This window comes from Subtercola lobariae (genome assembly GCF_014640255.1).
Taxonomy (GTDB): domain Bacteria; phylum Actinomycetota; class Actinomycetes; order Actinomycetales; family Microbacteriaceae; genus Subtercola; species Subtercola lobariae.
The window spans coordinates 139864-160187 of record NZ_BMGP01000001.1 but is presented as its reverse complement, the minus strand read 5'-3'; the positions used below and the strand labels follow the sequence as shown (position 1 = coordinate 160187).

The 20324-nt window shown below is 60.7% G+C and carries 28 protein-coding genes; 9 read left to right on the top strand and 19 right to left on the bottom strand.

Features of this window, described 5'->3' with window-relative positions:
• Positions 1 to 82: 82 nt before the first annotated feature.
• A complete protein-coding gene (locus tag IEX24_RS00835; RefSeq protein ID WP_188672213.1) occupies positions 83 to 1852 on the top strand; it encodes a glycoside hydrolase family 13 protein in 1770 nt (589 codons plus the stop codon).
• Between the two features lie 61 nt (positions 1853 to 1913).
• Here IEX24_RS00835 and IEX24_RS00830 read toward each other — a convergent pair whose 3' ends face one another.
• Both IEX24_RS00830 and IEX24_RS00825 read right to left on the bottom strand, forming a co-directional pair.
• On the bottom strand, positions 1914 to 2741 hold the full coding sequence (locus tag IEX24_RS00830; protein WP_188672210.1) for an inositol monophosphatase family protein: 828 nt from the start codon (positions 2739 to 2741) through the stop codon (positions 1914 to 1916).
• A gap of 91 nt (positions 2742 to 2832) precedes the next feature.
• On the bottom strand, positions 2833 to 3156 hold the full coding sequence (locus tag IEX24_RS00825) for a hypothetical protein (RefSeq protein ID WP_188672207.1): 324 nt from the start codon (positions 3154 to 3156) through the stop codon (positions 2833 to 2835).
• On the opposite strand from IEX24_RS00825, the gene IEX24_RS19785 reads away from it, so the two are divergent.
• Positions 3140 to 3262 carry a hypothetical protein gene (locus IEX24_RS19785; protein WP_268236205.1) on the top strand — a complete coding sequence of 41 codons (123 nt, stop codon included), beginning with the start codon at positions 3140 to 3142 and terminating at the stop codon, positions 3260 to 3262. The two genes, IEX24_RS00825 and IEX24_RS19785, sit on opposite strands and share 17 nt — an antisense overlap.
• 166 nt (positions 3263 to 3428) lie before the next feature.
• Entirely contained in the window at positions 3429 to 5084 is a 1656-nt protein-coding gene (locus tag IEX24_RS00820; RefSeq protein ID WP_188672204.1) for a DUF4214 domain-containing protein, read from the top strand.
• Between the two features lie 30 nt (positions 5085 to 5114).
• Here the strand turns inward: IEX24_RS00820 and IEX24_RS00815 are convergent, their stop codons facing one another.
• The 3 genes from IEX24_RS00815 to IEX24_RS00810 form a co-directional block, all read right to left on the bottom strand.
• The gene (locus IEX24_RS00815; RefSeq protein ID WP_188672201.1) at positions 5115 to 5432 is read right to left on the bottom strand and encodes a hypothetical protein; all 318 of its coding nucleotides are present in this window, start codon (positions 5430 to 5432) and stop codon (positions 5115 to 5117) included.
• A 73-nt stretch (positions 5433 to 5505) separates the two neighbouring features.
• Positions 5506 to 5628 (bottom strand): hypothetical protein, encoded by a 123-nt coding sequence (locus tag IEX24_RS19780; protein ID WP_268236204.1) that lies wholly within the window; start codon positions 5626 to 5628, stop codon positions 5506 to 5508.
• A complete protein-coding gene (locus tag IEX24_RS00810; protein WP_188672199.1) occupies positions 5625 to 6032 on the bottom strand; it encodes a hypothetical protein in 408 nt (135 codons plus the stop codon). The genes IEX24_RS19780 and IEX24_RS00810 overlap by 4 nt, the downstream gene beginning before the upstream one ends.
• 578 nt (positions 6033 to 6610) lie before the next feature.
• Between IEX24_RS00810 and IEX24_RS00805 the strand changes: the two genes are divergently transcribed.
• Positions 6611 to 7921 carry a hypothetical protein gene (locus IEX24_RS00805; protein ID WP_188672196.1) on the top strand — a complete coding sequence of 437 codons (1311 nt, stop codon included), beginning with the start codon at positions 6611 to 6613 and terminating at the stop codon, positions 7919 to 7921.
• Positions 7922 to 8582: 661 nt separating this feature from the next.
• Here the strand turns inward: IEX24_RS00805 and IEX24_RS00800 are convergent.
• From IEX24_RS00800 to IEX24_RS00765, 8 genes are all read right to left on the bottom strand, one after another.
• Entirely contained in the window at positions 8583 to 9050 is a 468-nt protein-coding gene (locus IEX24_RS00800; protein WP_188672193.1) for a hypothetical protein, read from the bottom strand.
• A gap of 10 nt (positions 9051 to 9060) precedes the next feature.
• The gene (locus IEX24_RS00795) at positions 9061 to 9654 is read right to left on the bottom strand and encodes a hypothetical protein (RefSeq protein WP_188672190.1); all 594 of its coding nucleotides are present in this window, start codon (positions 9652 to 9654) and stop codon (positions 9061 to 9063) included.
• The gene (locus IEX24_RS00790; RefSeq protein ID WP_188672188.1) at positions 9654 to 10439 is read right to left on the bottom strand and encodes a TIGR04255 family protein; all 786 of its coding nucleotides are present in this window, start codon (positions 10437 to 10439) and stop codon (positions 9654 to 9656) included. Before IEX24_RS00790 ends, IEX24_RS00795 begins: the two co-directional genes overlap by 1 nt.
• A gap of 150 nt (positions 10440 to 10589) precedes the next feature.
• Positions 10590 to 12974: a hypothetical protein gene (locus IEX24_RS00785; RefSeq protein WP_188672185.1), complete on the bottom strand. Its 2385-nt coding sequence runs from the start codon at positions 12972 to 12974 to the stop codon at positions 10590 to 10592.
• Positions 12974 to 13270 (bottom strand): hypothetical protein, encoded by a 297-nt coding sequence (locus IEX24_RS00780; protein ID WP_188672183.1) that lies wholly within the window; start codon positions 13268 to 13270, stop codon positions 12974 to 12976. The genes IEX24_RS00785 and IEX24_RS00780 overlap by 1 nt, the downstream gene beginning before the upstream one ends.
• Positions 13270 to 13608 (bottom strand): hypothetical protein, encoded by a 339-nt coding sequence (locus tag IEX24_RS00775; RefSeq protein ID WP_188672181.1) that lies wholly within the window; start codon positions 13606 to 13608, stop codon positions 13270 to 13272. Before IEX24_RS00775 ends, IEX24_RS00780 begins: the two co-directional genes overlap by 1 nt.
• Entirely contained in the window at positions 13608 to 14240 is a 633-nt protein-coding gene (locus IEX24_RS00770) for a hypothetical protein (RefSeq protein WP_188672179.1), read from the bottom strand. The genes IEX24_RS00775 and IEX24_RS00770 overlap by 1 nt, the downstream gene beginning before the upstream one ends.
• Positions 14237 to 14671, bottom strand: a complete 435-nt coding sequence (locus tag IEX24_RS00765) for a helix-turn-helix domain-containing protein (protein WP_188672177.1) — start codon at positions 14669 to 14671, stop codon at positions 14237 to 14239. The genes IEX24_RS00770 and IEX24_RS00765 overlap by 4 nt, the downstream gene beginning before the upstream one ends.
• A gap of 24 nt (positions 14672 to 14695) precedes the next feature.
• Here IEX24_RS00765 and IEX24_RS00760 point away from each other — a divergent pair, with 24 nt between their 5' ends.
• Complete coding sequence (locus tag IEX24_RS00760; protein WP_188672175.1) at positions 14696 to 15214, top strand: hypothetical protein; 519 nt, start codon at positions 14696 to 14698, stop codon at positions 15212 to 15214.
• A 93-nt stretch (positions 15215 to 15307) separates the two neighbouring features.
• Here the strand turns inward: IEX24_RS00760 and IEX24_RS00755 are convergent, their stop codons facing one another.
• From IEX24_RS00755 to IEX24_RS19965, 6 genes are all read right to left on the bottom strand, one after another.
• Complete coding sequence (locus IEX24_RS00755; RefSeq protein ID WP_188672173.1) at positions 15308 to 15826, bottom strand: hypothetical protein; 519 nt, start codon at positions 15824 to 15826, stop codon at positions 15308 to 15310.
• A 457-nt stretch (positions 15827 to 16283) separates the two neighbouring features.
• The gene (locus IEX24_RS00750; protein ID WP_188672171.1) at positions 16284 to 17351 is read right to left on the bottom strand and encodes an AAA family ATPase; all 1068 of its coding nucleotides are present in this window, start codon (positions 17349 to 17351) and stop codon (positions 16284 to 16286) included.
• Positions 17348 to 17692 carry a hypothetical protein gene (locus IEX24_RS00745; protein ID WP_188672167.1) on the bottom strand — a complete coding sequence of 115 codons (345 nt, stop codon included), beginning with the start codon at positions 17690 to 17692 and terminating at the stop codon, positions 17348 to 17350. Before IEX24_RS00745 ends, IEX24_RS00750 begins: the two co-directional genes overlap by 4 nt.
• An 11-nt stretch (positions 17693 to 17703) precedes the next feature.
• On the bottom strand, positions 17704 to 17925 hold the full coding sequence (locus tag IEX24_RS00740) for a hypothetical protein (protein ID WP_188672164.1): 222 nt from the start codon (positions 17923 to 17925) through the stop codon (positions 17704 to 17706).
• Positions 17925 to 18116 (bottom strand): helix-turn-helix domain-containing protein, encoded by a 192-nt coding sequence (locus IEX24_RS00735; protein ID WP_188672161.1) that lies wholly within the window; start codon positions 18114 to 18116, stop codon positions 17925 to 17927. The genes IEX24_RS00740 and IEX24_RS00735 overlap by 1 nt, the downstream gene beginning before the upstream one ends.
• A complete protein-coding gene (locus IEX24_RS19965) occupies positions 18113 to 18352 on the bottom strand; it encodes a helix-turn-helix transcriptional regulator (protein ID WP_203585963.1) in 240 nt (79 codons plus the stop codon). Before IEX24_RS19965 ends, IEX24_RS00735 begins: the two co-directional genes overlap by 4 nt.
• Before the next feature lie 100 nt (positions 18353 to 18452).
• Between IEX24_RS19965 and IEX24_RS00725 the strand changes: the two genes are divergently transcribed.
• The 4 genes from IEX24_RS00725 (at position 18453) to IEX24_RS00710 (ending at position 20256) form a co-directional block, all read left to right on the top strand.
• Entirely contained in the window at positions 18453 to 19067 is a 615-nt protein-coding gene (locus IEX24_RS00725) for a hypothetical protein (RefSeq protein WP_188672156.1), read from the top strand.
• A gap of 74 nt (positions 19068 to 19141) precedes the next feature.
• Entirely contained in the window at positions 19142 to 19549 is a 408-nt protein-coding gene (locus IEX24_RS00720; protein ID WP_188672153.1) for a protein kinase family protein, read from the top strand.
• Positions 19546 to 19770, top strand: a complete 225-nt coding sequence (locus IEX24_RS00715) for a hypothetical protein (RefSeq protein WP_188672150.1) — start codon at positions 19546 to 19548, stop codon at positions 19768 to 19770. Before IEX24_RS00720 ends, IEX24_RS00715 begins: the two co-directional genes overlap by 4 nt.
• A 273-nt stretch (positions 19771 to 20043) precedes the next feature.
• Positions 20044 to 20256: a hypothetical protein gene (locus tag IEX24_RS00710; protein ID WP_188672147.1), complete on the top strand. Its 213-nt coding sequence runs from the start codon at positions 20044 to 20046 to the stop codon at positions 20254 to 20256.
• Positions 20257 to 20324 lie beyond the last annotated feature (68 nt).

The following is a 20324-nucleotide window of genomic DNA, read 5'->3' as shown; positions in this document are numbered from 1 at the left end:
ACTGGCGGTGTTTTGGCACCGTAAGAGAATAGCATCCCGTGGTGGCCCGAAAAGACGAAGAGACGCCCAGTAGGGTTTTAGCATGACCACCGCGCAGAATCCCGAGGTCGGCGACCCGACCGAAACGCTCACCTTTGTCGGCCTCGACGCCGAAACGCTGGTGACCACGGGCAGCGAATGGTGGCGTTCTGCGGTCATTTACCAGATCTACCCGCGCTCGTTCGCCGATTCAGACGGCGACGGCCTCGGCGACCTGGCCGGAATCACCGGCCGCCTGCCTGCTTTGAAAGAGCTGGGAGTCGACGCGATTTGGCTGTCGCCGTTCTTCACGTCGCCCCAGCACGACGCTGGGTATGACGTTGCCGACTACTGCGACGTCGACCCGCGGTTCGGCACGTTGGCCGATTTCGACTTTCTGCTGGCTAAAAGTCACGCCCTGGGCATTCGGGTCATCGTCGATCTCGTGCCGAACCATACGTCGTGGGATCATCAGTGGTTCAGGGAGGCCAAGGCCGCGGCTCCCGGCAGCCTTGAGCGCGATCGCTACATCTTTCGAAACGGCCTCGGCCCGAACGGCGACACTCCCCCGAACAATTGGGAGTCGGTGTTCGGCGGCGCCGCCTGGACGCGGCTGACCAACGACGACGGCACCCCCGGCCAGTGGTACCTGCACCTCTTCGACCAGAGCCAGCCCGATCTGAACTGGCAGAACCAGTGGGTGCGCGAGCAGTTTCGGGGCATTCTGCGCTTCTGGCTCGACCGCGGCGCCGACGGTTTTCGCGTCGACGTCGCCCACGGCCTCGTCAAGGCTGACGGCCTGCCCGACTACACACCCCCCGCAGAGGCGGGCAGCATGGGCGGCGGCGCGAGCATTGCAGACGCCCTGTCAGAGAAAGTGGATGCTCCCACCCCGCCTTACTGGGCGCAAGAGGGCGTTCATGAGATCTACCGTGACTGGAACCACGTGCTGAGCGAATACGCCGGCGAACGCGTGCTGTGCGCAGAGGCGTGGGTCGAGCCGCTGCACAAACTCGCGCACTGGGTGCGCGACGACGAGATGCAGCAGGCCTTCAACTTCACCTACCTCGAGGCGAACTGGTCGGCCCGCGAACTGCGACTAGTGATCGACGGATCGATCGAGGCGTTCGCGAGCGTCGGCGCCCCGAGCACCTGGGTGCTCTCGAACCACGACGTGGTGCGGCACGCCACGCGCCTCTCGCTCGGCCCCGGCCACCTGCAGGGTGACGGCGTCGGGCCGAAGTCGACCGGCCTACCCGACCCCGTCGACGGGCTGCGCCGAGCGCGTGCAGCAACCGCCGTGATGCTCTCGCTGCCCGGCAGCGCCTACATCTACCAGGGCGAAGAGCTCGGCCTGCCCGAATCGATCTACCTGCCTGACGAGGCGCGCCAAGACCCCACCTGGTTTCGCACGCACGGTGAACGCTACGGGCGAGACGGATGCCGCGTGCCCATCCCCTGGCAGGCCGACGCCCCGAGTTACGGCTTCGGCCCCGGCGACGCCTCGTGGTTGCCGCAGCCCGATGACTGGAACCAGTACGCCCGCGACCAGGAGAGCGGCGTCACCGGCTCCACGCTCGAGCTCTACAAGCTCGCCCTCGCCCTTCGCGCCGAACACGATCTCGGGTTCGGCGCGATCACCTGGCTCGACGATCTCGGCTTCGGCCCCGACGTCATCGCGTTCACGAATCGCGACGTAACCGTCATCGCGAACACCGGCGCAATGCCGGTGGAGATTCCCGTCGAGGTGCTCGGCGAGCTGCTGCTCGCCAGCGGGGCGGTCGACGAGGCCGTCGTCGGCCCCGACACCACGGTCTGGCTCCGCACGCTCTGACCCACCCCTCACCCGCGCCACCGTCTCACGCCCGGCGAGTGCCTCTCGTGGGCTGCGCTGACTAGAGGCCGGCCTCGTCGAAGAGGGTGCGGATGATCGGCTCGAGCAGCGCCGCGAGCAGCGGTTCGGCCGCGAGCGTGAAGTCACGCCCGGCCGCCGCCTGGCCGAAACCTGACACCCGGGCTCCGGCCTCGGCGGCGATGAGTGCTCCCGCGGCGTGATCCCACGGGTTGAGCCCGCGTTCGTAGTACGCGTCGTAACGGCCCGCGGCGAGGTAACACAGGTCGAGTGCCGCTGCGCCGATGCGGCGGATGTCGCGAACCTGGCCGATCAATCCGGCCAGAACGAGACCCTGTTTCACACGAACGTCAGAGTTGTAACCGAACCCGGTCGCAACGAGAGCCTGCGAGAGGTCGACCGGCGGGTTCACGTGCAGCGGTTTCGTGCCCAAGTGGGCTCCCCGGGCATCCGTCGCCGTGAACACCTCGCCGAGAACTGGGTTGACGACGCAACCGGCGAGCGGCCGCCAGGTTTGCGGGTCGGGTTCGCCCTCGACGACGGCGATGCTGATGTTGTAGGCCGGAATTCCGTAGAGGTAGTTCACGGTGCCGTCGATGGGGTCGACCACCCAGGTCAGGCCAGAGGTGCCGGCCGACGCCGAATCGATCGACTCTTCGCCGAAGAATCCGTCATTCGGGCGGGCTTCGGCGAGCGAACGGCGGATGAACTGCTCCACCTCGCGGTCGGCGAACGTCACCACGTCTTCTGGTGACGACTTGCTCGCCGCAACCTCCACGCCGGCGGCGCGTCTCGCAGCCGCCAACTCGCCGGCCGCTACGGCGATGCGGCGGGCGATCTCGAGCAGTTCGCGGTTCGGGTCAGCGGTCATAGCTGCTCTCGTTTGGATCGATGTGCCGGTACAGGACCGAAGGGACAGCGGCGGGGGTGAGGGCGGGGCGGGGGCGGAAACGAAGGGTGGCTTACCCAGCGTTGACCACGACCCCCACTGCGCCGCACTCGGTGCCAAGGCCGGTGAAGGCCTTCTGCCCCTGCGCGACGCCCTCGGCGCTCGTGTCGGGAATGAGTGATATCAAAAGCTGCATGGTGACCACGACCGGCTGCCACTGAGCGTCGGCCGCCGCGGCGGATTGGGCGATCGTGAGCGCCTGCGCTTGGGTCGCAGGGAACGTCGACGAGTCTTGGCTGAGGCTGGTCTGCCAGGCCTGGCATGCCAAGACCACATTCGCCCGCGCGGCAGCCGGGTCGGCACCTGGCGCGGGGATCTGAGTGGGCGAGCTGGTCACCGGAGCGGTCGTTGCCGTCGGCGACGAGCTGTTCGTGGCACTGGATGTAGGCGTCGGCGACCCCGTCGAGGTCGATGTGGCCGTCACCGGCGGGCTCGTCTGCTGAGCCGAACACGCCGTCGCACCCGCCATCAGAGCGAGCGCACAAACGACCGCCGCGACCGATGTGATTTTCATGTGTGGCGGCCTCATTTGTGTTTTCGAAGGAGCACTCGCCGACGAGTGAAGCGAGTTGTTTGTATTCTAAGTATGTAAGCACAGGGGGACATGCAATGAAGCGCACCGTAATCGCGGCTTTGACGGCACTCGTCGTCGCGGCATCGGCCGTGACGGGTTTCGGTGCCACGCTGAGCGCAGCGAGCGCTTCGAGCGCCGTGAGCGCGGCAACCACGTCGAGTGCTGCATCCGAGGTGAGCGCATCGGCGCTCACCGCCGTCTCGCCCGTCACCGGTGATCCGCAGCAACTCGCCAAGGTGATCGTGGCTGCGCACAACGCAGGCAACTTCTCCACCGACCCCACCAGCATCTACGATCGCGAGGTCGCCCCGGTCGCTTCGGGGCAGGTCATCAGCGGCTGCGCAGTGGATGTTCGCATTCTGCAGGTCATCGTGCTGACCCTCAACCGCTTCGGCTCATTGCGGGTGTCTGACCTCGAGCGCCCGTGTATCGGATCGAGCCTCAACTGCGGACCGCCCACCTATTCCGTGCACTGCCTGAACCCAGGCGAAGCAATCGATTTCGCGAACGTAGGCGGGGTCGGGCTCGACGGCAATAACACACAAACCCGCAACCTTCTTTCGTACCTCGACTTCTTCGTGCCGCCAGGAACCAATGCCGGCCAGCAGGAATGCCGGTCGAACAATCCGTTGCCGCTGAACAACATCAACCAGTTCTCTGACACGTGCAACCATCAGCATCTCGACTTCAGAAACACCAACGCGCCGCTGAGCGCCTCCGCGCTCGCCACCATTCTCCCGAGCCTGTCGCAGGCCTCGGCCTACGTGACGCTGTTGTACAACGACTACCTGAACCGCGTGCCGTCAAGCGACGAAGTGCGCGGGTGGGCAGTGCAGTTGGCCAACGGGTCGCCCCGAAGCTCGGTCTCTGACGGGTTCGTCAACAGCGACGAGTACCGTCTCATCCGTATCACCAACGCCTACCGCACGGTGCTCGGCCGCAGCCCGGATGCCCCGGGGGAGCAGAACTGGCTCGACGGAATGCACAAGGGACTGCTGACGACAGACGACGTCGACAAGTCGTTCTACGCCTCCGATGAGTACTACGCACAGCACGGCGGCACCGACCTCGGATTCGTCACTTCGCTTTACCAGACGCTGCTTCACCGCTCGGCCGGGAGCAGCGAGTACGCGTTCTGGACGAACCTGGTGGCGCAGTACGGCCGCACTTGGGTCATCACCCAATTCTGGTCATCGACCGAAACCATCTCAGAACGCATCAGCCTGATGTACCAAAAGTATCTCGGTCGAGTGCCCGACCCGGGCGGTCTGCAGCACTGGGTGGGGCTGGCACTGCAGATCGGCGATTCCGGGCTGCGCAGCGCTCTCACGAGTAGCGATGAGTACTGGGCCATCGCTCAGGCGGGAGCAGGCTCGAGAGCGTCCATCTCACCGCAGGCGGTCGCCCAAACGGCACCTCAGCTCGCTCCGGCTCCTGTTGCGCCGACGCCGATCGCGCCGCCGCCCGCCGCTCCAACATCGACCACTCCCACGCCGGTGACACCCACGCCCGTCACGCCCACGCCTTCGCCCGTCACGCCTTCGCCGCTGGCAAGCCCGCCGACCCCGAAGCCGACATCCACACCCTCGCCTACACCGTCAACCGCGACACCGCCGCCGGCAGCACCAGCCTCCGTCGCTCCCACGCCGTCGGTGCCTCCGAAGTCGACGCCGAGCGCGGCACCGAAGTAGTCGGGCTCAACCCACAGATTTCAGCCAGCGTCAGGCATTCGTGAGGCTAATGACCGCATCACGCCAGGACTGAGGTTCACCAGGCACGTCGTGCTTATGAGCGTGACCCGTCACATGAACCGAGTAGGCTCCCCCGGCAAAAGCAGCCTCAGCACACTCGCCCGCGGGTAGCTGATGAATACGGCCCACCTCGTGCCAATCGACGAGCCGGTAGACGCTCAGACCCCAGCGATCGTCATGCTCGTTCGTCAGCAGGTACTGGTGCTTGCCGTACGTAAAGTACGTCTCTTCGTGATGTTTGCGGGGCAGGTCATCGATCTCGTCGAGATTCGGCGGCAGGTCGCTCATGCCCAGAACTCTACCGGCCCAGAACTCTACGGGTGAGTGGATGCTCGGCAGGCCAGCGATCGTACTCCCGCGCTCAGCGCGTCAGAGCGTAGGCCACGACCACCGCGAGGTACGTCGCGGCAGCTGAAAACATCAGAACGCGCTCGCGGCGGCGTTTCTCCCGAACATGCTCGTTGTCACCGAACTTGTCACTCATCTCGGGGTTCGATCGGGTGAATCCGACCCGGTCGACGGCGTTGCCGCGATCTCGGTTCGAAACTCGAGCAGATCGCGCAGCGCACCGGGGGGATTCACCGTTTCGGCTGCGGCCTCGAGAAAGGCCTGCGCCAATTCGTCGTCGATTGTGTCGCTGACAGCAGGGGCATCCACCAGCTTGCCGGTGAGGGCGTCAACGTGCACGATGACGATGACTCGCTGCCCATCGGCCGAGCGAGACGAATATGCCAATCGGAGCATATTACCGTCGCGCGAGCCCACGGGGCTGACGGAGACGGCATCGATGGGGCGGCTGGGCGCGAGTGGGGCGTGCACCGTGCGGTCGGGCAGATAACACTCGAAGCCGTTGGCTTCTCTGTCGTAGGAGAGGGCAAGTTGGGTCATAACGCATATCCTTCAATCGAAGCGGCACGCGAGCGAGATGATCTCGTCGACATCGCAATCGATGGGCGTTTTCGAACAACTCGCACTCGTGGTCAGGCGGGCGACTACCCCATCGCCCGGCCGGGCCCCAGCAATCTTTGAGCCACTGCGAAGCAGAAAGTAATTGCGGTTTACGTAGGATATGGGGCGGCGATGCCACGCCGCATCCCCCCTTCCGGGGCAGCGCTATGGGAGAGAGACTACCCCCTCATGGGGGTCAGACGTCAAGGCACTTCCTGGCGAGCAAAAACCCTACTAGCGGCATCCAACCCAAACGACGCAGCTTAACGAACGAAGGGCTCCCGGATGAACCGTGGAGCCCTGCGACGAACGTGGCAAGTGAGGGATTCGAACCCCCGAAGGCTCAGCCGTCTGATTTACAGAGAACTGGCACGGGTCTCAGCTAGTCACTTTGATTCGTCTCTAGCCCGCAATACCGCGCGTATTTCACGCTCTCGACGCGACCAGCTACCTTCAGTTCCCACCTGTTCCCGGGCAGTTTGCACACACAAACGCACACACGCTAGCGAGGCTGCGCTATGGTCACAAGAATCACTTCAAGGGGGAGAACATTGCTGCGCTCTGATTTCGAAAATCACCCACTCTGGGAGCTACTTCGCGAATCCGGGCGATTGGTGTCCGAGATTCTCGACGAAGGCGACCCGAGCGACGTGGCATCCCTCGAAGTTGTCTCGATCATTCAGGCGCATCTGTGGAGCTTTCACAAACAGCGTGCCCGAAATTCGACGATGTTCACCGCTCGAATGCTCATTGACACGCAAGCCGCATGGCAGGGTGTTGTCGATCATCTGACAAGCAGATCAGCCATCAATCCGGATGCCGGCGCAGAGGTTGCCGCTGCTGCCGCGAGCGCAGAATTAGCTCTCCTGACTCTCGCTCCGTGGCCCCGCCTATTTGCTGCGCCGGCAGAGGCTGAACGGGAGCAGACCATATTCGAAGATCTTCTCGAAGCGCAACGACTTTCGATCGCTTCCCTCGGCATCTCTCATGGGCACCTGCGCGAAGAAATCGATGAGTTCATCGAAGAGACAACGCGGGTCAAAGATGAAGCAATTGCTGAATTGAGTAGCACCACGGCGAGAGCAGTCACGCTCGAGGGACAGCTAGTCAATCAAGCAGCCCGCGTCGACTCGGCTGTCGATCGAGCAGAAGCCACCACGAGTGAACTCAGGAAAAAGGACGACGATGCGTGGGAGGCGTGGGTCGCCGAGGCTCGTGTGAAGTTCGATGAACGGTTCGATCCTCTACTCAACGAAATCGGATCAAAACTCACCATCGCCCAGGAACGGCTTACAGAGTTAGAGAAAACGGAGGGCGAGTTCAAAGCTTTAGCGTCGGCCTCAGCTGCCGACAAGCTCGCCGGTCACTATAAGAAGGAGGCGGATAGCGGGCGTAGTTATGGAATCCGCCTGTATATAGGTGGCGTGGCAGCATTACTACTCGGTGCGATACCGCTGGTTCTTTCCGCCTTCGGAATCCCACACGAGATCAGCTCGTCAGAATGGCAAGAAGTCGCTATTCGACTATCGATCGGCGCACTATTTGTCACTGCCGCGACCGTAGCCATCAAACTTGGCGCTGACTTCTTTCGCGAGGCAACCAAAGCAAAGCGCATGGAGCTAGAAATGCGCACGATCGGCCCATTTTTGTCGACGGTTGCGGATCGGACAGAAGTCGACCGAGTTCAGCTAGCAATCGTTGAGAGCGTATTCGGTCAGGGCTACTCCATCCAAAACGTTGACGCCAAGGACGAGACAGTCAACGTGACGGCAGTTGGATCATTGCTGGACTCTCTCACGAAGCTCTTCAAGACCACCTCTGGATCGTAGCTAGGTGATCCGGAAGCTCTCGTTGCGGGCGCAGTCGGGGTTGAAGCACATGTAGTCGATCGCGTGGTTCGGGTCCTGAGGAACGAAATGATCGACCTCACGTACAAAGCCGCTCCGCTTACAAGTTGGACACTTGATTTCTGCTTTCATATTTCGATCATTCACCTCTCCGGGGCGACACGCCGATGCAAAAAAGCTGAATCACTCACGCCCGCCCCACAAGTCCGCGTGCCGGGTCGCCGGAATCGGCGAAGCAGTCGAAAGGACCACCGGCGAGGTGAGCAACTAGTTGAGCTATCCTCCAATTGTGGCGCATTGTCGTGCCCCGTGTCTATTGTTGAACCCACGTTGGCCGGAACGCTCTTGAGAGGGCGCAGATGGTCGGTGACGGGCCTATCCGTATCGGGTGGCACGAATGGGTGATCGTGCGGAATAACCCGCGCTACCCGAAGGCCTTGATACGTCGCATCGACCCGGGTGAACCTACCGAACACTTCAGAGTCGTTTCGTTCGATCATGATCCGACTCGACGCAAACTGTTGGGCCGGTACCGCACCCTCGAAGCCGCGAATGACTCCGTGCTCTACGACACACCCGTGACTAATGTGCCGTCGCATTTCGGGATGTACGAGAACAGGCCAGGATACATGTAGCCCAGATCCTAAAGAGCCGCCAAGTCCAAATCTTCTGGAACAGCGATGAACTTCTGAGCCAGCTTGCTTCGAGCCTTCCGTGTAGCACTAGTACCGAAGCTAATCACCTCCTGAACCAACACATGTGCGACATCAATTCGGGGGCCTTGTCCGGCACCAGCGGGCGGCCAATAGTCTTCGACAGCCTCGAACGGATGCTCCTCTTGATGCTCGACCTCGCGCACTTCGAAGGCGCTGGCCATCGCCAGAGCAGTGCGAATCTCGTCCGTGACCTCTGAACAGGGAATCGTTGCAGCGTTGAGTCGTGAGACTTGGAAGGCGGAACAACCGACTTCGCCAGCGTCATCTGAATCGAAAACGAGGGCACCCGACCGTAAGCGCGTCAGTGCAGGATTCATCTCATCAGTGATGCAATGACTCTCATCAGACGGGTTAAAGCGTCGTATGAGGACTTCCTGTTCCCCGAGCGCTCCCATCGACGTCGCCTTAGTCGGCAAGAATGCTGACTAAGGGCACGTCAAAAGATTGGTTCCTAAGCTCTCTGCTCATGCTCTTAAGCAGCTTTAGGCCCTGGTTCTTCCAGGTGCTAGAAAGGAAGCGCTCAATAGGAAGCGGTTCGCCTTCAAACAGAAGGTCTCCGTTAGCATCTGTCGCCCACGCCTCAATGCCCTCTTCTGGTGAGCATGAAATAGTCAAGGAACGACCGCCGACGAGCCACTCGATCTCCAACGCGCCACCGCCCACGTATGCAATCTTGGGTGTCGGCGAATTATCGAAAACCATTGCCTCGACCGCCTGATACGTCTCCATCACTACATTCCGACCCACTGGATTCGACGCGGCAATGATCTCGACAAGCCGGTTCAGGCTGCGTTCGAGGTGTTCTTGCTTACTCACGTACCTGCCGCGACGATAGACGAGCACACGAACGGAGCTAGTCAATAGAGCATTCGACGTGCCCTCGCGAAACCCAGTAAAGAGAAGTGTCGCTGGAAGCGCGTTACCAAAAGCCTGCGCGAAGTCCCACCGCGACTCAACATGCGATCTTCCTATCAAAGTGTCGCCCGTTATCGCAGTCATCAGATTTCCATTCCCCACCTAGAGTGCATCTCAGATGTGGTAGCTGCCGCAAATGCAACGACGCTTGTCTCATGCGCAAAAGCTAGGCCATCGTAAGTTGCGTCCAGACTATCCGCGCTGTCAAGCGCGATGCGCGTGACCACCGTCAATATAACGCCGACCGCATTCGGCTCCGCAAAGGGCTCGGCCGTAATCGTCAAATGCCCACCAAAACGGGAATCTTCGGAAGAGACCGCCCTAATCGTCTGAAAATGCGTTGCCACATGCGCGCCAGGAAGAGCTTCACCGTCAGTCAGAAGCGAAAAGTATTCGTGTGCTTGCTCGCCGGCGTCGAATTCAATCCGGTTGACATAAGTGCTCTCGGCTATCAACGGGATTACCTCTTCGTCGCCAAGCCCAGCGACAGATGACCCGAGCCGATCGAACAACTCACGATGCTTGGCCACGTGCACTGCGTAATGCGGGTACTCGCGACCGTTCGGCGCTTGACGCCAATTGAGAGTCAATCGGTCGTTCTGCAATTGCGCGACTGATGACTGATCTTCCGTGATCATCCGCAGCCGAACTACGGGCTGAATCGGCTGAAATCCGGCAAAGGTAGACGTTTGCGGGACGAAGATCATCTCTTCGTGGCGCGGGAATTCGGCTTGAATCTGTTGGTTGAAAGCTCCAAGAAACAGGAATCCTATCGCCGCGACCGGGGCGAATTCGACGGAAACGACTGCCTCAGTGACAGGCGGATGAGCGAACGAGGGCACCCGACTAAGCCCGTTCCCAGCCACCATGCTGCAACTCTACCCACATGACGTGGGCTTCGGCTGGAAACGACAGGCTCACTCCAATGCAATACGTGTTTATTGCCCCGTACCTCCGCACTTAGAACGTGCCTCCCTGAGGACCACCACTAGCCACAGTCGCATCAGTCTCGTAGGGCATCAGAACGCAGCTTTCTGCTGACCAGTCGACAAACCGATCTGCCTCGACTTGGCTGCCTGGTTGACGACGATGCGTGCTTCACCGTTCGCCATTTCCCGCAGCATCCCAAACAGGGAGCCGTCCATGTAGATAGGTCGGTCGCCTGGTGCCTGCTGTGCCGGCTGAGCCGACGCCTGCGCAACCTTGTAGGGGTCGACGCCAGCGTTCATCATCTTCAGCTCGGGTCGGAACTGGGTTGCGTACGGTTCCTTCGTTACCTCTTCGCCAACCGACAACATCGCGGGCACCGAATCGGACTTCGCCGAACCTCGACCCCACACCGTTCCTGCTTGGCCGCCGTCAGCGAAGTGAGAGACAATCGTGCCGCCATTCGCGTCGTTCGCTATCGCTGCTGCCTGCTGTTTCGCCGCAGAGGATGAACTGGAATTGAGGGAACCCGAGGGTGCATTAGTCTCCACGAAATGCTCTTCGGTCATCACAGTGGTGATGCTGCGGGGCAGGTTGGCGTACTCAGCGGCGAGGGCCGCGACGGTCGCGGAGGCGTTATCGATGACGTTTGTGACCGTGTTCACTTCAGGCTTGATTTTCAACTGCGAGTCCACGAACGCATCAACCGCGGCGGTATCGAACCCGAGAGCGGTGAGGTCATCTTCGATCGCCTGCTTCGACGCCATCAGAGCCGCCTGGCCGTCCTGATTCGCTTTCACCGTCGCGATGCTCTTAGCAACCTCAGACGAGACCACGTTCGCTGCAGACGACTCAGCGTCTTGGATCTGCTGGGTGATCATCTGATGATTCGCCAACCCGGTGGCCGTGTTGATGTCCAGGCTGGTGACCGTCGCGTTGTCCATGGTCTTGCGGTTCGTGTTGATGGTGTCAGCCATCGTCTGGAAATCACCCGCGGTCTTCTCGGCGATCTGTTCCGTGGTTTGGGCGACCCCGTTGATCAGATCCATTTCGGCCTTGTACGCCTTCGCCGCATCCGATGCCGCGCTCTGCTGGGTGGTCAGGTTCTTGTACGCGTCAGCGGTCAGGCCCAGGGTTCCCGTGAGCGCATCCGCCGCCAATGATGCTGCGGTGACTTGCTGGATACCGAGCTTCTGCGAATCGGCGAGACCGTCCGTCGATACTGCCGCCACCTTGTGGGCACCCGAGAGTATGGCCAGGTCAACCGAAAGCCCCCTGGCGACGGTGCCCTCCGAATCCATGCTCTGAACCAGAACATCACCCAGAGGCTTCAGAGCGGTCACCACGTCGATTACGGCCGTCGCCGCATCCTGAATCGTCTGCACCACGGGAGGCAGTTCCGTGGTGGCGTAATCGACGAACTTCTGCAGACCGCCGTCCTTTGTCCACTCGTCGAAACCGGCAGCCATCTTGTCGACAACCTGCGCACCCTCGATGAACAGCGGGTTCATGACCTGCAAACCGTTCACAGTGCCATCGACCACGGAAGATAAACCGTCACCGAGCAAACCCGTGAACCGTGACACCTCAGAGTTCAAGGTCGGCATCGCCGAATTGATGTCATCCTCGATCTTCTTGAAAGCCCCCAGCGCTCCCGTCGCCGCCGTCGAGGCAAGCCCGTCGAGATCGCCCTTCAGCTCCTGCAAACCGGACGAATACACTTCACCAGTCGCAGTACCGTCATCCATCGCATTCTTGATACCCACCACCGCGAGGACACCCGCAGCGCCCATACCAGCGAGACCACCCGCGATACCGGCTGTAGCGGCGACCGCAGGGCCAGCCAGCGAGATGACAGCCACGACCGCACTGGCCATCAGAGCGATCTGCGGGCCTGAGCTTGCCGCGGCATCCCCCAAAGCTGTCGTCGACACTGACGCGGCATCTTGCGCGGCAGCCTCTTCGACAGCCGATACGCCCGCTTCCTGCTGCGCGGCAGTAAGCGCCTCCGTGGCTGCTACGGCTTTCGCTGCGGCGGCCGCTGACCTGTTCTGTGTTTCGGTGACTGCGAGTTCAGCGGCGGCGAGACGTGCGCCCGAGTCCGCGCCGCTGCTGCGTAATTCGTCAAGACGCATCTGCGCGATAGACGCCCTCGCAGCAGCCGACTCAGCCGAAGTCAACGCCGCCGCCAAACGGGCCTCCGCAGCCGACTCAGCGTCCGTCTTAGATGAGTCACCGCCGCCCGTGGTCTCCGTGTTGATACGGATGGTGGAGGTTGTCGTGCCGCCGAGGCTTTTCTCGGCCGCTTTCACGGTCTCGATCGCGGTGAGAGCTTCGCTTACCTCAGCGTCGACCTTGATCTTCGGGTCGACCGCGCCGAGTTCTTTCGCTCTCGCCTCAACCTCATCGAATTTCGCGAGAATATCGGACGGGTCAGCTTTGATCTTCGCGACAATGCTGCCCTCTTCGGTCGACATCACAACCCCACTTTCATGTCACCAAACACCGCATCAACGTCATGAGACAACAACTGCTGCTGCGCCGTCGCGAGAGCCTGCTCCTGGCCGTAAATATCGACCATCGTCGCCGAGAACGAACCGATCGCGAACGTCGCCAGCGCGTGCAGCTCGAGCACAGGATCATCCGTGCCGTTCACATGCGCCTGAATCGACGCAGCCAACGTCCGAGCGTTCGGAGAAGCGATTTGTTCAACCATCACAGCCTCAAAAAACCGTGCCGCAGAACGAAGCTCGGGGGGCGGCCAATTCGTCATCACTGAACCGCCTCTCGAATCGCGTCCTCTTGCGCCGCGACCTCTTCGTTTGTGCTCTTACCCACCCAATCCAAAAGCGCCAACTTCGCCGCCGGCATATCCGCCCGCAACGACGCGAACACCGTCGAATCAACCTGTGCCCGCGCCTGGGGAAGTGACATTCCGTAAAACTCGGCCGTCAGGCGATCCTTCACCGTCGCCACCCTCACAGACTCCGCCGCATCAGCCCGGTACCTCGTCGCCCCAAGGTAGTCGTCAAGCTCACCAGCCTTACGAGCGGCAACCCGCTGCTCAGGGGTAGCCGTCTTGCACCACGCATCATCCCGCTGCACCGTCATCAGTACGCCTTCCCGATGTGGTCCAGCACGTTGTATGCGTCACGATTCTCAGCCGGAACAGGCATCAAATAGCCGTTCATCTGCTGGTTGAACTTCAGGCGAAACACGTTCCCGACCTCGGCCGACTTGATCGTCACATCATCGATGTTCAGATCGCCTCCGTAGCTGCGGTTCATGCCATCCACACGCTCAGCGGTTCCGTTCGGGATACCCAGCGCATCCATCCGTGCACGCCAACCCTGAAGCTGCGCATCGTGTTCCGCACCCGCATCGACCAGTGCACGAGCCGCGGCATCGAATGTCTCGAGGAGTTCGATCATGTGCGACCCGTTCTCAGGAGCCTCGCGCAGAATCTCCGCTTTCAGCGCCATTCGCTTCGCGTCAAGCGACTTTTCTTCAGCGCGAACCAGCTTCCGGTCAGCGGCAGCCTTCCGAAGCTTCGCGAACCGCGACAACGACTCCGCCGCCGAAATATGTTCCGCCTCGATCGACTCGTCACCATCCTCAACCGCAGCCTCAAGACGCTGAATGTCACCCTCGGTCTGCGCCACCAGCTTCGCCGCGATCTCCGCGTCCGCCTTTGCCAGTTCCAACTCATCAACAGCAGCCTGCGCCGCCAACTTGGTACTCATAACTTCCCTCTCGTAAACCTGTAACTATCGAAATCTGTTGAGCTGATGCGCCAATCACGCCCAGCCTTCGAAGCAATCAGCCGGCCCGACGAGATCTGCTTACGGACGGCCCGGGCAGTACATCCGTAAGCATCTGCAACCTCGTTCACTGTGAGCCAGCTGATCGGCTCAATATCAAGCCTATTCGCCCTCTCATCAGGGGTTCCGCTAGGGGAACCATCGTCGGACTCAGCGAAATCAGTCGCCTTTTGCAACGCTTCGAGCAGCAAAATCACGTCATTCTGTAAGCCACCCCCACGGCCCGACTGCCGCATCCCATTCAGATCAGCCACCGCAACACGCACCAGCCAGCCTGCAAGTCGAGGAGGCACCACCACCGAGCCGTCAGGACGCAGCAGAGCCGCCACTAAGCGAGACGATTCCTCGCTCACGTCACAGCCCCTACGCTGAGAGACATGCATTGGTGGGATGTAGTAATCCTCGTAACCTCCGTCATCGCCGCACTCGGCGTCATCCTTGAGATCTGGTACCGCTGGTGGTCAGCGCCGCCCCGGCAAGTGAAATTTGTTCTCGTCATCGCAGCCCAATCGGTCAATGGAATGCACGAAATCCAGGTGCGGGTCAGGGCGATGGGTTCGCTCGTGATGTTCGAACCTGTTATGGAAATAACCGGGTCAGATGCCGCCAAAATGCCGCGCCCGCCGAATATGCCGAACGTCTTCGACAGTCGATCCGAGACGGTGGCGTTCACACTGTCCATTCCCGACGACGCACCGCCGGCCTACGCCACGGTCGAAATAAGGTGGGTGGATCAGAGCAATCGATCAACTCGACCACGTGCGACCCGGGCGGAAATTCCGGGAGGGGCTCGCGAGGACTGGAAGCCTTACCGGCTTCCGAAACTGCATAAGCAGCCCGGACGCTGGCAGCAACGCCGAGAAGCCCAAGGCCAAACGCGAAACCAACTCCGCTAGCAACCCAAAAACGAGATCTCAAAAACACCTCGCAAAAATTTCGGGCACTCCTGCGGCTCACTCGATCCGAAAAAGGGGGGGTGGGGTGGGGTGTCATGATTGTCGCCGCCGATCCCAGTCGGCCGCGATCGACTCGCGAAGGTTCGCCTGTAGCTGCTTAGCGTCAGCCCTCTTGGCCAGCGTCTTACGTGCGGCTGCTATCTGCTCCTGCACATCCTCAGGCACGTCTGGGTAGAGGCCGATGCGGATGGCTAACCCGCGTGCACGTACTTCGGCCTGGCGTAGCATCTCGAGCGGTGGATCTCCGACACGGCCAGCGCCGGCTTGCTTCTCCATGCTCATGTCTTGCATCCACACCTCGAGCAGGCGGGCGCGAGCTTCAGCGCGGCAGTAGTCCATCAGCGGGCCAGCGAAGCGTGGCGTGCTCAGATAGTCCAGGCCCGCGGTGGCTCGGAGATCCTTAGCTATCTGCCTCGCTATCGGCTCTACGTGGCGTTCGCTGCGGCTGCCGTGAATGACAGTGCCACGATTGCCGAGCGCAACTTGGTTACCTGGTTGGAATGGTGGCCGTTGACCCTTGAACTCAGGAACCCAACCTTCTGGTGCATCCATCACAACACCTCCGCAATTGACTCGGAGTCAGATGCCCAGCCCAGAACCGTTGCGAACACTGGGAACTTCAGCGTGTGTGTGCGCCGTGTGTGCAGTTCAGTGGGGAAATTCTCCAGCAGGTTCGTGCGCGGGGTGTGTGCCGTTCTCGCGAGACCGACGCAGACAGACCGCCCACGACTCGTTTTGGTGTTCATCGGTAGTTCTCCTCTGTTGTTTCGTGGTGTTGGTTGTCGTCTGCTCGGGGTGTGTGTTTGAGATCCGAGAAGATCGGTTCGAGGTCTTTTGGCATTGGTACTTTTCTCCGTTTCGGGGTGGGCGTTTCCCGTTACCCTCCTAAAGGAGGGGGTAACAGGTAACAGACGCTGGTTACCCGTTTCCCGAGCGTTACCGGGTAACAGGGTTGGCCTTTGTTTTGGCGGAAGTTGAGCCGTTTCAGGGGTGGTGCGGGTAACGCTTTTCATCGGGTAACACCGTTGGTGGTCGGGTAACGCTTTTCGCGCCATATTGCGAGTGCTGGGGCTGCTCGTCTGGGTGACCATTTGAGGCGTGCTTGGACGTCTCGGACGCTTCTGGGTTTGGGGTTGAGTTGGTCGAGTTCGGCGGCGTCTGATTCGACGGTTGGGTCGGTTGTGGTGTCGTCGGCTTTCGGTGCCCAGAATTTCCAGTTCGTGGCTTCGCCGTTTTGGATGAGTTGGAAGACGGCGGCGAGTGGTTCGCGTTCACCGTGTGGCGAGTTGGCGCGTAGAGCTCCGTGGCGGTCTTTGGCGATGGTGAGTGCTGCTTTTCCTCCTCTTCCTGGTGCGAAGGCATCCTTTACGGTGAAGCGGAGCATGGCCCCGTCTACTGCCCGCTTTTTCGCCGCCGTTCCGCTGCTGCCGTAGCTTCTCGAGTCGGTGCCTTTCGCTTCGTGGTCGATGGCGAGTACGGCGGTGCCGGCGAGTGTGAAGGGTGTTATCGCTGCTCGGTGTACGCGGGTGTAGTCGTCGGCGTCGTTGGAGTTGGCTCCGAACATGGGGAGCAGTTCGCCAATGGAATCGAGTACGCAGAGGGCGGGTGCCCAAGTTTTGGTGTCTTCGATGATGGCGAGCAGTTCGGTGGAGTCTTCGGGTGCCGCGTACCTGAATTTGTTGGTGTCGCTGAGGGTGTCAGCGCCGATGCCGAAGCTTCTGAATCGTGCGATTGTGGCGGGTGCGCCGTTGTGGTCGATGTCGATGATCAGTACGGCTCCGTCGGCGAAGAGTTCGTCTGCTGCCACGCACGACGCTGCGAGCGTTTTCCCGCTCTCTGGTGGGCCGAAGAAGACGTTCGCCGCGGCCGGGTAGATGAGCGACAGCCCGTCGGTTCGGTTCCCAATCGTGGGCTGAGGGGGTTCAGGGGCACCTCCTGAGAGCAGCAACCCAACGTCGGCGTAAAGCCTCGGCGTGAACCCTGTTGAGTTGTTCGACGGGAAGCCCTGACTCAGCAACCAGTCGGCCTGCATCTGGTCGTCAGCAGCGGTCGACGTTTCGTAGCTTTCGGCGGTCACGCGGCGCGCCCTCCGTAGCTGCCGCCCTCTGCGTACATCGCCTCACGGATGTTCTCGAGTTCGGGGAACGGGAGGCCAACCTTGAGAATCGTGCGCGGGTTGAAGTGAAGCGCGTACAAACGGTTGGCGTCAGCATTGGCCTGGTCGATTTCTGGCCGCTTGTTCCGCTCACCCTGCCGAACCCCGAATTCCCAGAACTGCAGAAGAGCAGGGCTGAGCTGGTGCGTGCTTACGGTGCCGACAATGAGTGCGACGCCAAGCTGTTCGATGAACGTCTCACCTCTCGGACTGAGGGTGATGCACTCGGGGAAGTCGGTCGGTGGTGCTATCGTGTGGTTCAAGAGATCGCTTCCTAAGCTTCGGTGGCGTGGCCCTGGCGATGTTCCAGCACCGATGCCAGGGCTTTCTTGTTTTCGCGGTATCTCTCGATGTCGCACTCGAGCTTGTCGAGTAGCCGAGACAGAACGCGGTCGGGGATCGGCTGGATGTGGCGGAATCCGCCACGCATGACATTTCTGACCGCCGTGTTGCCTGTCGGGTCCGAGTACCAGAGCGGTGTTTTGTCCTCTCGCATCAGCTCTCCTCCAGCCCGAGAAGTTTGAGCAGCGGCGCAACTGGCACGATGTACCTCTGCCCGATGCGCAAGGTGGGTATCTCGCCAACTTTGGCCGCTGCATACACGGAATTCTTAGAGAGATTCAATAGCTCCCCTGTGTCGGGCCAGAGATTGATCGTGGCTTTGGTGCGGATCTCGTCGATGGTCATTTCTCGCCTGCTCTCTGAAGAGTCATGAGGAGCGCCCACGACTTCAGCGCGTGTTCGCCGATTGGGCTTCGACCGCCCGACTCCCACAGCGAGATCGTCGCTGGGCTGACTCCGACCCCCTTCGAAAATTCGGCCTGACTGATTCCCGCCTCAGTTCGAATGCGGGTGGCCTCCCCCTCGCGGAAGAGGCGGCGAGCTTCGACGATCCGTCGAATCCGTAGCTGGCTTTGTCTCATGACCTGAACGTAACAAGGGCTTTGCATAACCACTACCCTCCAGTAGGCGCGCAAAGGTAAGGGTATTGACAGAACCATTACTCAGTGGTTACATCAGTACATGGCACCAAGAAAATCCGCGCAGGCTCATCAACTGGCATGGATGGTAGGCGAGGCTCTCGACGACACACCAGCTGAGGTTGCCCACGGCATCTTTCTGCCCCACACTCGTGCGAAAGTGACGACTAAATTCAAGGGCTACGACTTGGAGGTGATCGTTCGAATCGAAGACCGCCAGCCCGTCTGCGATCTGTTGTCGATCAAGGCATCTCGTGGGGGCCCCTCGGTCACGGCGACCACGCTGCGCGAAATCCCTGTCGCCTCCATCATCGAACAGACTCTCGCAGGCGTGTTCGGTTATCCATTTCGTTTCGATGGTGACGAACGTGTGGAGGTTGCCACACAGAGTCTGGTGAATGAGCGCGCAAGTCGAGAACCTCGGCGCGTGCTCATGCCGAGGGTGGTAGCGGCATACCGCGAGGCGCTCGCGAACGAAGCGACTCGATCGAAGCCAATCGTCGCTGTCGCGCAAAGGCTCAACTATCAGCCTGGTTACATCAGCCGCCTCGTTAGTGAGGCCAGAAAAGAAGGGCTACTAGGAGCTGCCAGCCCCGGCATGGCCGGTGAACAAGAACTTCCTTCCCCATCTGAGAAGGACAGGCCTACGGGCCAATGAGAAAACCCCCGAATCTGCGCTAACAGACCGGGGGCAAATGAAACGCAACAACCAACCAAGGAAGAAGCAGAATCATGAACACTGTAACAAACGACCTCATCATGGCCGAAGCCGAAGCGCGCGAAGCGCTCGTTCTGGAAGCCATGGCCGAGCAAGCGGAGGCTGTGGCTGCCGTCTGCCCGTTTCGCTCCCTCGGCTGCGACGGTTTCGGCCATGAAGTCGACCCAGACGAACCAAAAAACTGGCGTCACAGAGTCTTCAATGAGCAATACAACAACAACTTGGTCATCGAAATTCACTGGCACCCAGAGACACAGCGATTTTTTGGGGCGTATTGGATCACCGATGCCGCCGAAGACATGGATGCCGAATCCATCAGAACGCGGAGCGACGAGTGGGCCGGGTTCCATGAGTATGCCGAGAGGATTGCCGCCAGGATCGATGCGTTAAATTCGCTCAACATTGAGGGAGTCAACTCGTGAGCGCCACAACCATCCGGGTCGAGTTTCCTCCCCGAATGATGAGCCGCGAACTTGCCGCCTACTACATCGGCAAGTCTGTGCGCGATCTAGACGCTTTGCGTGAGCAGAACGAGATCACGCCGAAAGGTACGGGGCGGCGCGTTCTGTACGACAAGCGCGATCTAGACCGGCACTGCGACAACCTGCCCGAGCGTTCTTCTTCGAGGAGCCAGAAACAATGAACACGATAGTCGTCGTTGACCGCCCGGAACTCTCCGCCTATTACCTCCGAACGGCGGTGAAGTGATGGCTGTCGCGTATTCCGTCAAAGGTGCCGCTAAAACTGCGGCCATCTCCGAACAGACCGTTGTAATGGCGATACGAAACGGTGAGCTAATCGCGAGAAGGGTCGCGGGAAAGATCGTCATCGTGAAGCGCGACATCAAATCGTGGCTCAACTCATGCCCAGATGCTATGGCGCACCTCAGCAGCAATTTGGGTGAGGAGGATGCATCTTGAGCGTCGTAGATGCCCGTTTCTCGGGGGGCCATCTCACCGTCGACACCCACGAACTGCCGTCAGGCGACCTGCTCGGTGTCAGATTCAGCACACCCGGCCTCGACCTCCCGTTGTTCCCAGACGAAGCCCGAACCCTCGCCGTGAAGCTCATCGAAGCAGCGGCACAAGCAGAACGAAACGAACCCAACGATTGGACAGACGATGAGTGAGACGTGCGGAATTTCCGCTCAGGTGGTGCAGGGTGTACCACCTGAGCAACATTGCTCACCCGCTGTCA

What these genes read in the sequence shown, in the direction of transcription:
- IEX24_RS00810 (WP_188672199.1), bottom strand. Translation starts at nt 6,032, where the DNA reads ATGACCCAACTTGCCCTCTCCTACGACAGAGAAGCCAACGGCTTCGAG.
- IEX24_RS00785 (WP_188672185.1), bottom strand. Translation starts at nt 12,974, where the DNA reads ATGTCGACCGAAGAGGGCAGCATTGTCGCGAAGATCAAAGCTGACCCG.
- IEX24_RS19780 (WP_268236204.1), bottom strand. Translation starts at nt 5,628, where the DNA reads ATGAGTGACAAGTTCGGTGACAACGAGCATGTTCGGGAGAAACGCCGC.
- IEX24_RS00805 (WP_188672196.1), top strand. Translation starts at nt 6,611, where the DNA reads ATGGTCACAAGAATCACTTCAAGGGGGAGAACATTGCTGCGCTCTGAT.
- IEX24_RS00720 (WP_188672153.1), top strand. Translation starts at nt 19,142, where the DNA reads ATGAACACTGTAACAAACGACCTCATCATGGCCGAAGCCGAAGCGCGC.
- IEX24_RS00815 (WP_188672201.1), bottom strand. Translation starts at nt 5,432, where the DNA reads ATGAGCGACCTGCCGCCGAATCTCGACGAGATCGATGACCTGCCCCGC.
- IEX24_RS00735 (WP_188672161.1), bottom strand. Translation starts at nt 18,116, where the DNA reads ATGACCATCGACGAGATCCGCACCAAAGCCACGATCAATCTCTGGCCC.
- IEX24_RS00790 (WP_188672188.1), bottom strand. Translation starts at nt 10,439, where the DNA reads ATGGTGGCTGGGAACGGGCTTAGTCGGGTGCCCTCGTTCGCTCATCCG.
- IEX24_RS00775 (WP_188672181.1), bottom strand. Translation starts at nt 13,608, where the DNA reads ATGACGGTGCAGCGGGATGATGCGTGGTGCAAGACGGCTACCCCTGAG.
- IEX24_RS00780 (WP_188672183.1), bottom strand. Translation starts at nt 13,270, where the DNA reads ATGACGAATTGGCCGCCCCCCGAGCTTCGTTCTGCGGCACGGTTTTTT.
- IEX24_RS00760 (WP_188672175.1), top strand. Translation starts at nt 14,696, where the DNA reads ATGCATTGGTGGGATGTAGTAATCCTCGTAACCTCCGTCATCGCCGCA.
- IEX24_RS00830 (WP_188672210.1), bottom strand. Translation starts at nt 2,741, where the DNA reads ATGACCGCTGACCCGAACCGCGAACTGCTCGAGATCGCCCGCCGCATC.
- IEX24_RS00820 (WP_188672204.1), top strand. Translation starts at nt 3,429, where the DNA reads ATGAAGCGCACCGTAATCGCGGCTTTGACGGCACTCGTCGTCGCGGCA.
- IEX24_RS00770 (WP_188672179.1), bottom strand. Translation starts at nt 14,240, where the DNA reads ATGAGTACCAAGTTGGCGGCGCAGGCTGCTGTTGATGAGTTGGAACTG.
- IEX24_RS00800 (WP_188672193.1), bottom strand. Translation starts at nt 9,050, where the DNA reads ATGGGAGCGCTCGGGGAACAGGAAGTCCTCATACGACGCTTTAACCCG.
- IEX24_RS00755 (WP_188672173.1), bottom strand. Translation starts at nt 15,826, where the DNA reads ATGGATGCACCAGAAGGTTGGGTTCCTGAGTTCAAGGGTCAACGGCCA.
- IEX24_RS00795 (WP_188672190.1), bottom strand. Translation starts at nt 9,654, where the DNA reads ATGACTGCGATAACGGGCGACACTTTGATAGGAAGATCGCATGTTGAG.
- IEX24_RS00725 (WP_188672156.1), top strand. Translation starts at nt 18,453, where the DNA reads ATGGCACCAAGAAAATCCGCGCAGGCTCATCAACTGGCATGGATGGTA.
- IEX24_RS00740 (WP_188672164.1), bottom strand. Translation starts at nt 17,925, where the DNA reads ATGCGAGAGGACAAAACACCGCTCTGGTACTCGGACCCGACAGGCAAC.
- IEX24_RS19965 (WP_203585963.1), bottom strand. Translation starts at nt 18,352, where the DNA reads ATGAGACAAAGCCAGCTACGGATTCGACGGATCGTCGAAGCTCGCCGC.
- IEX24_RS00835 (WP_188672213.1), top strand. Translation starts at nt 83, where the DNA reads ATGACCACCGCGCAGAATCCCGAGGTCGGCGACCCGACCGAAACGCTC.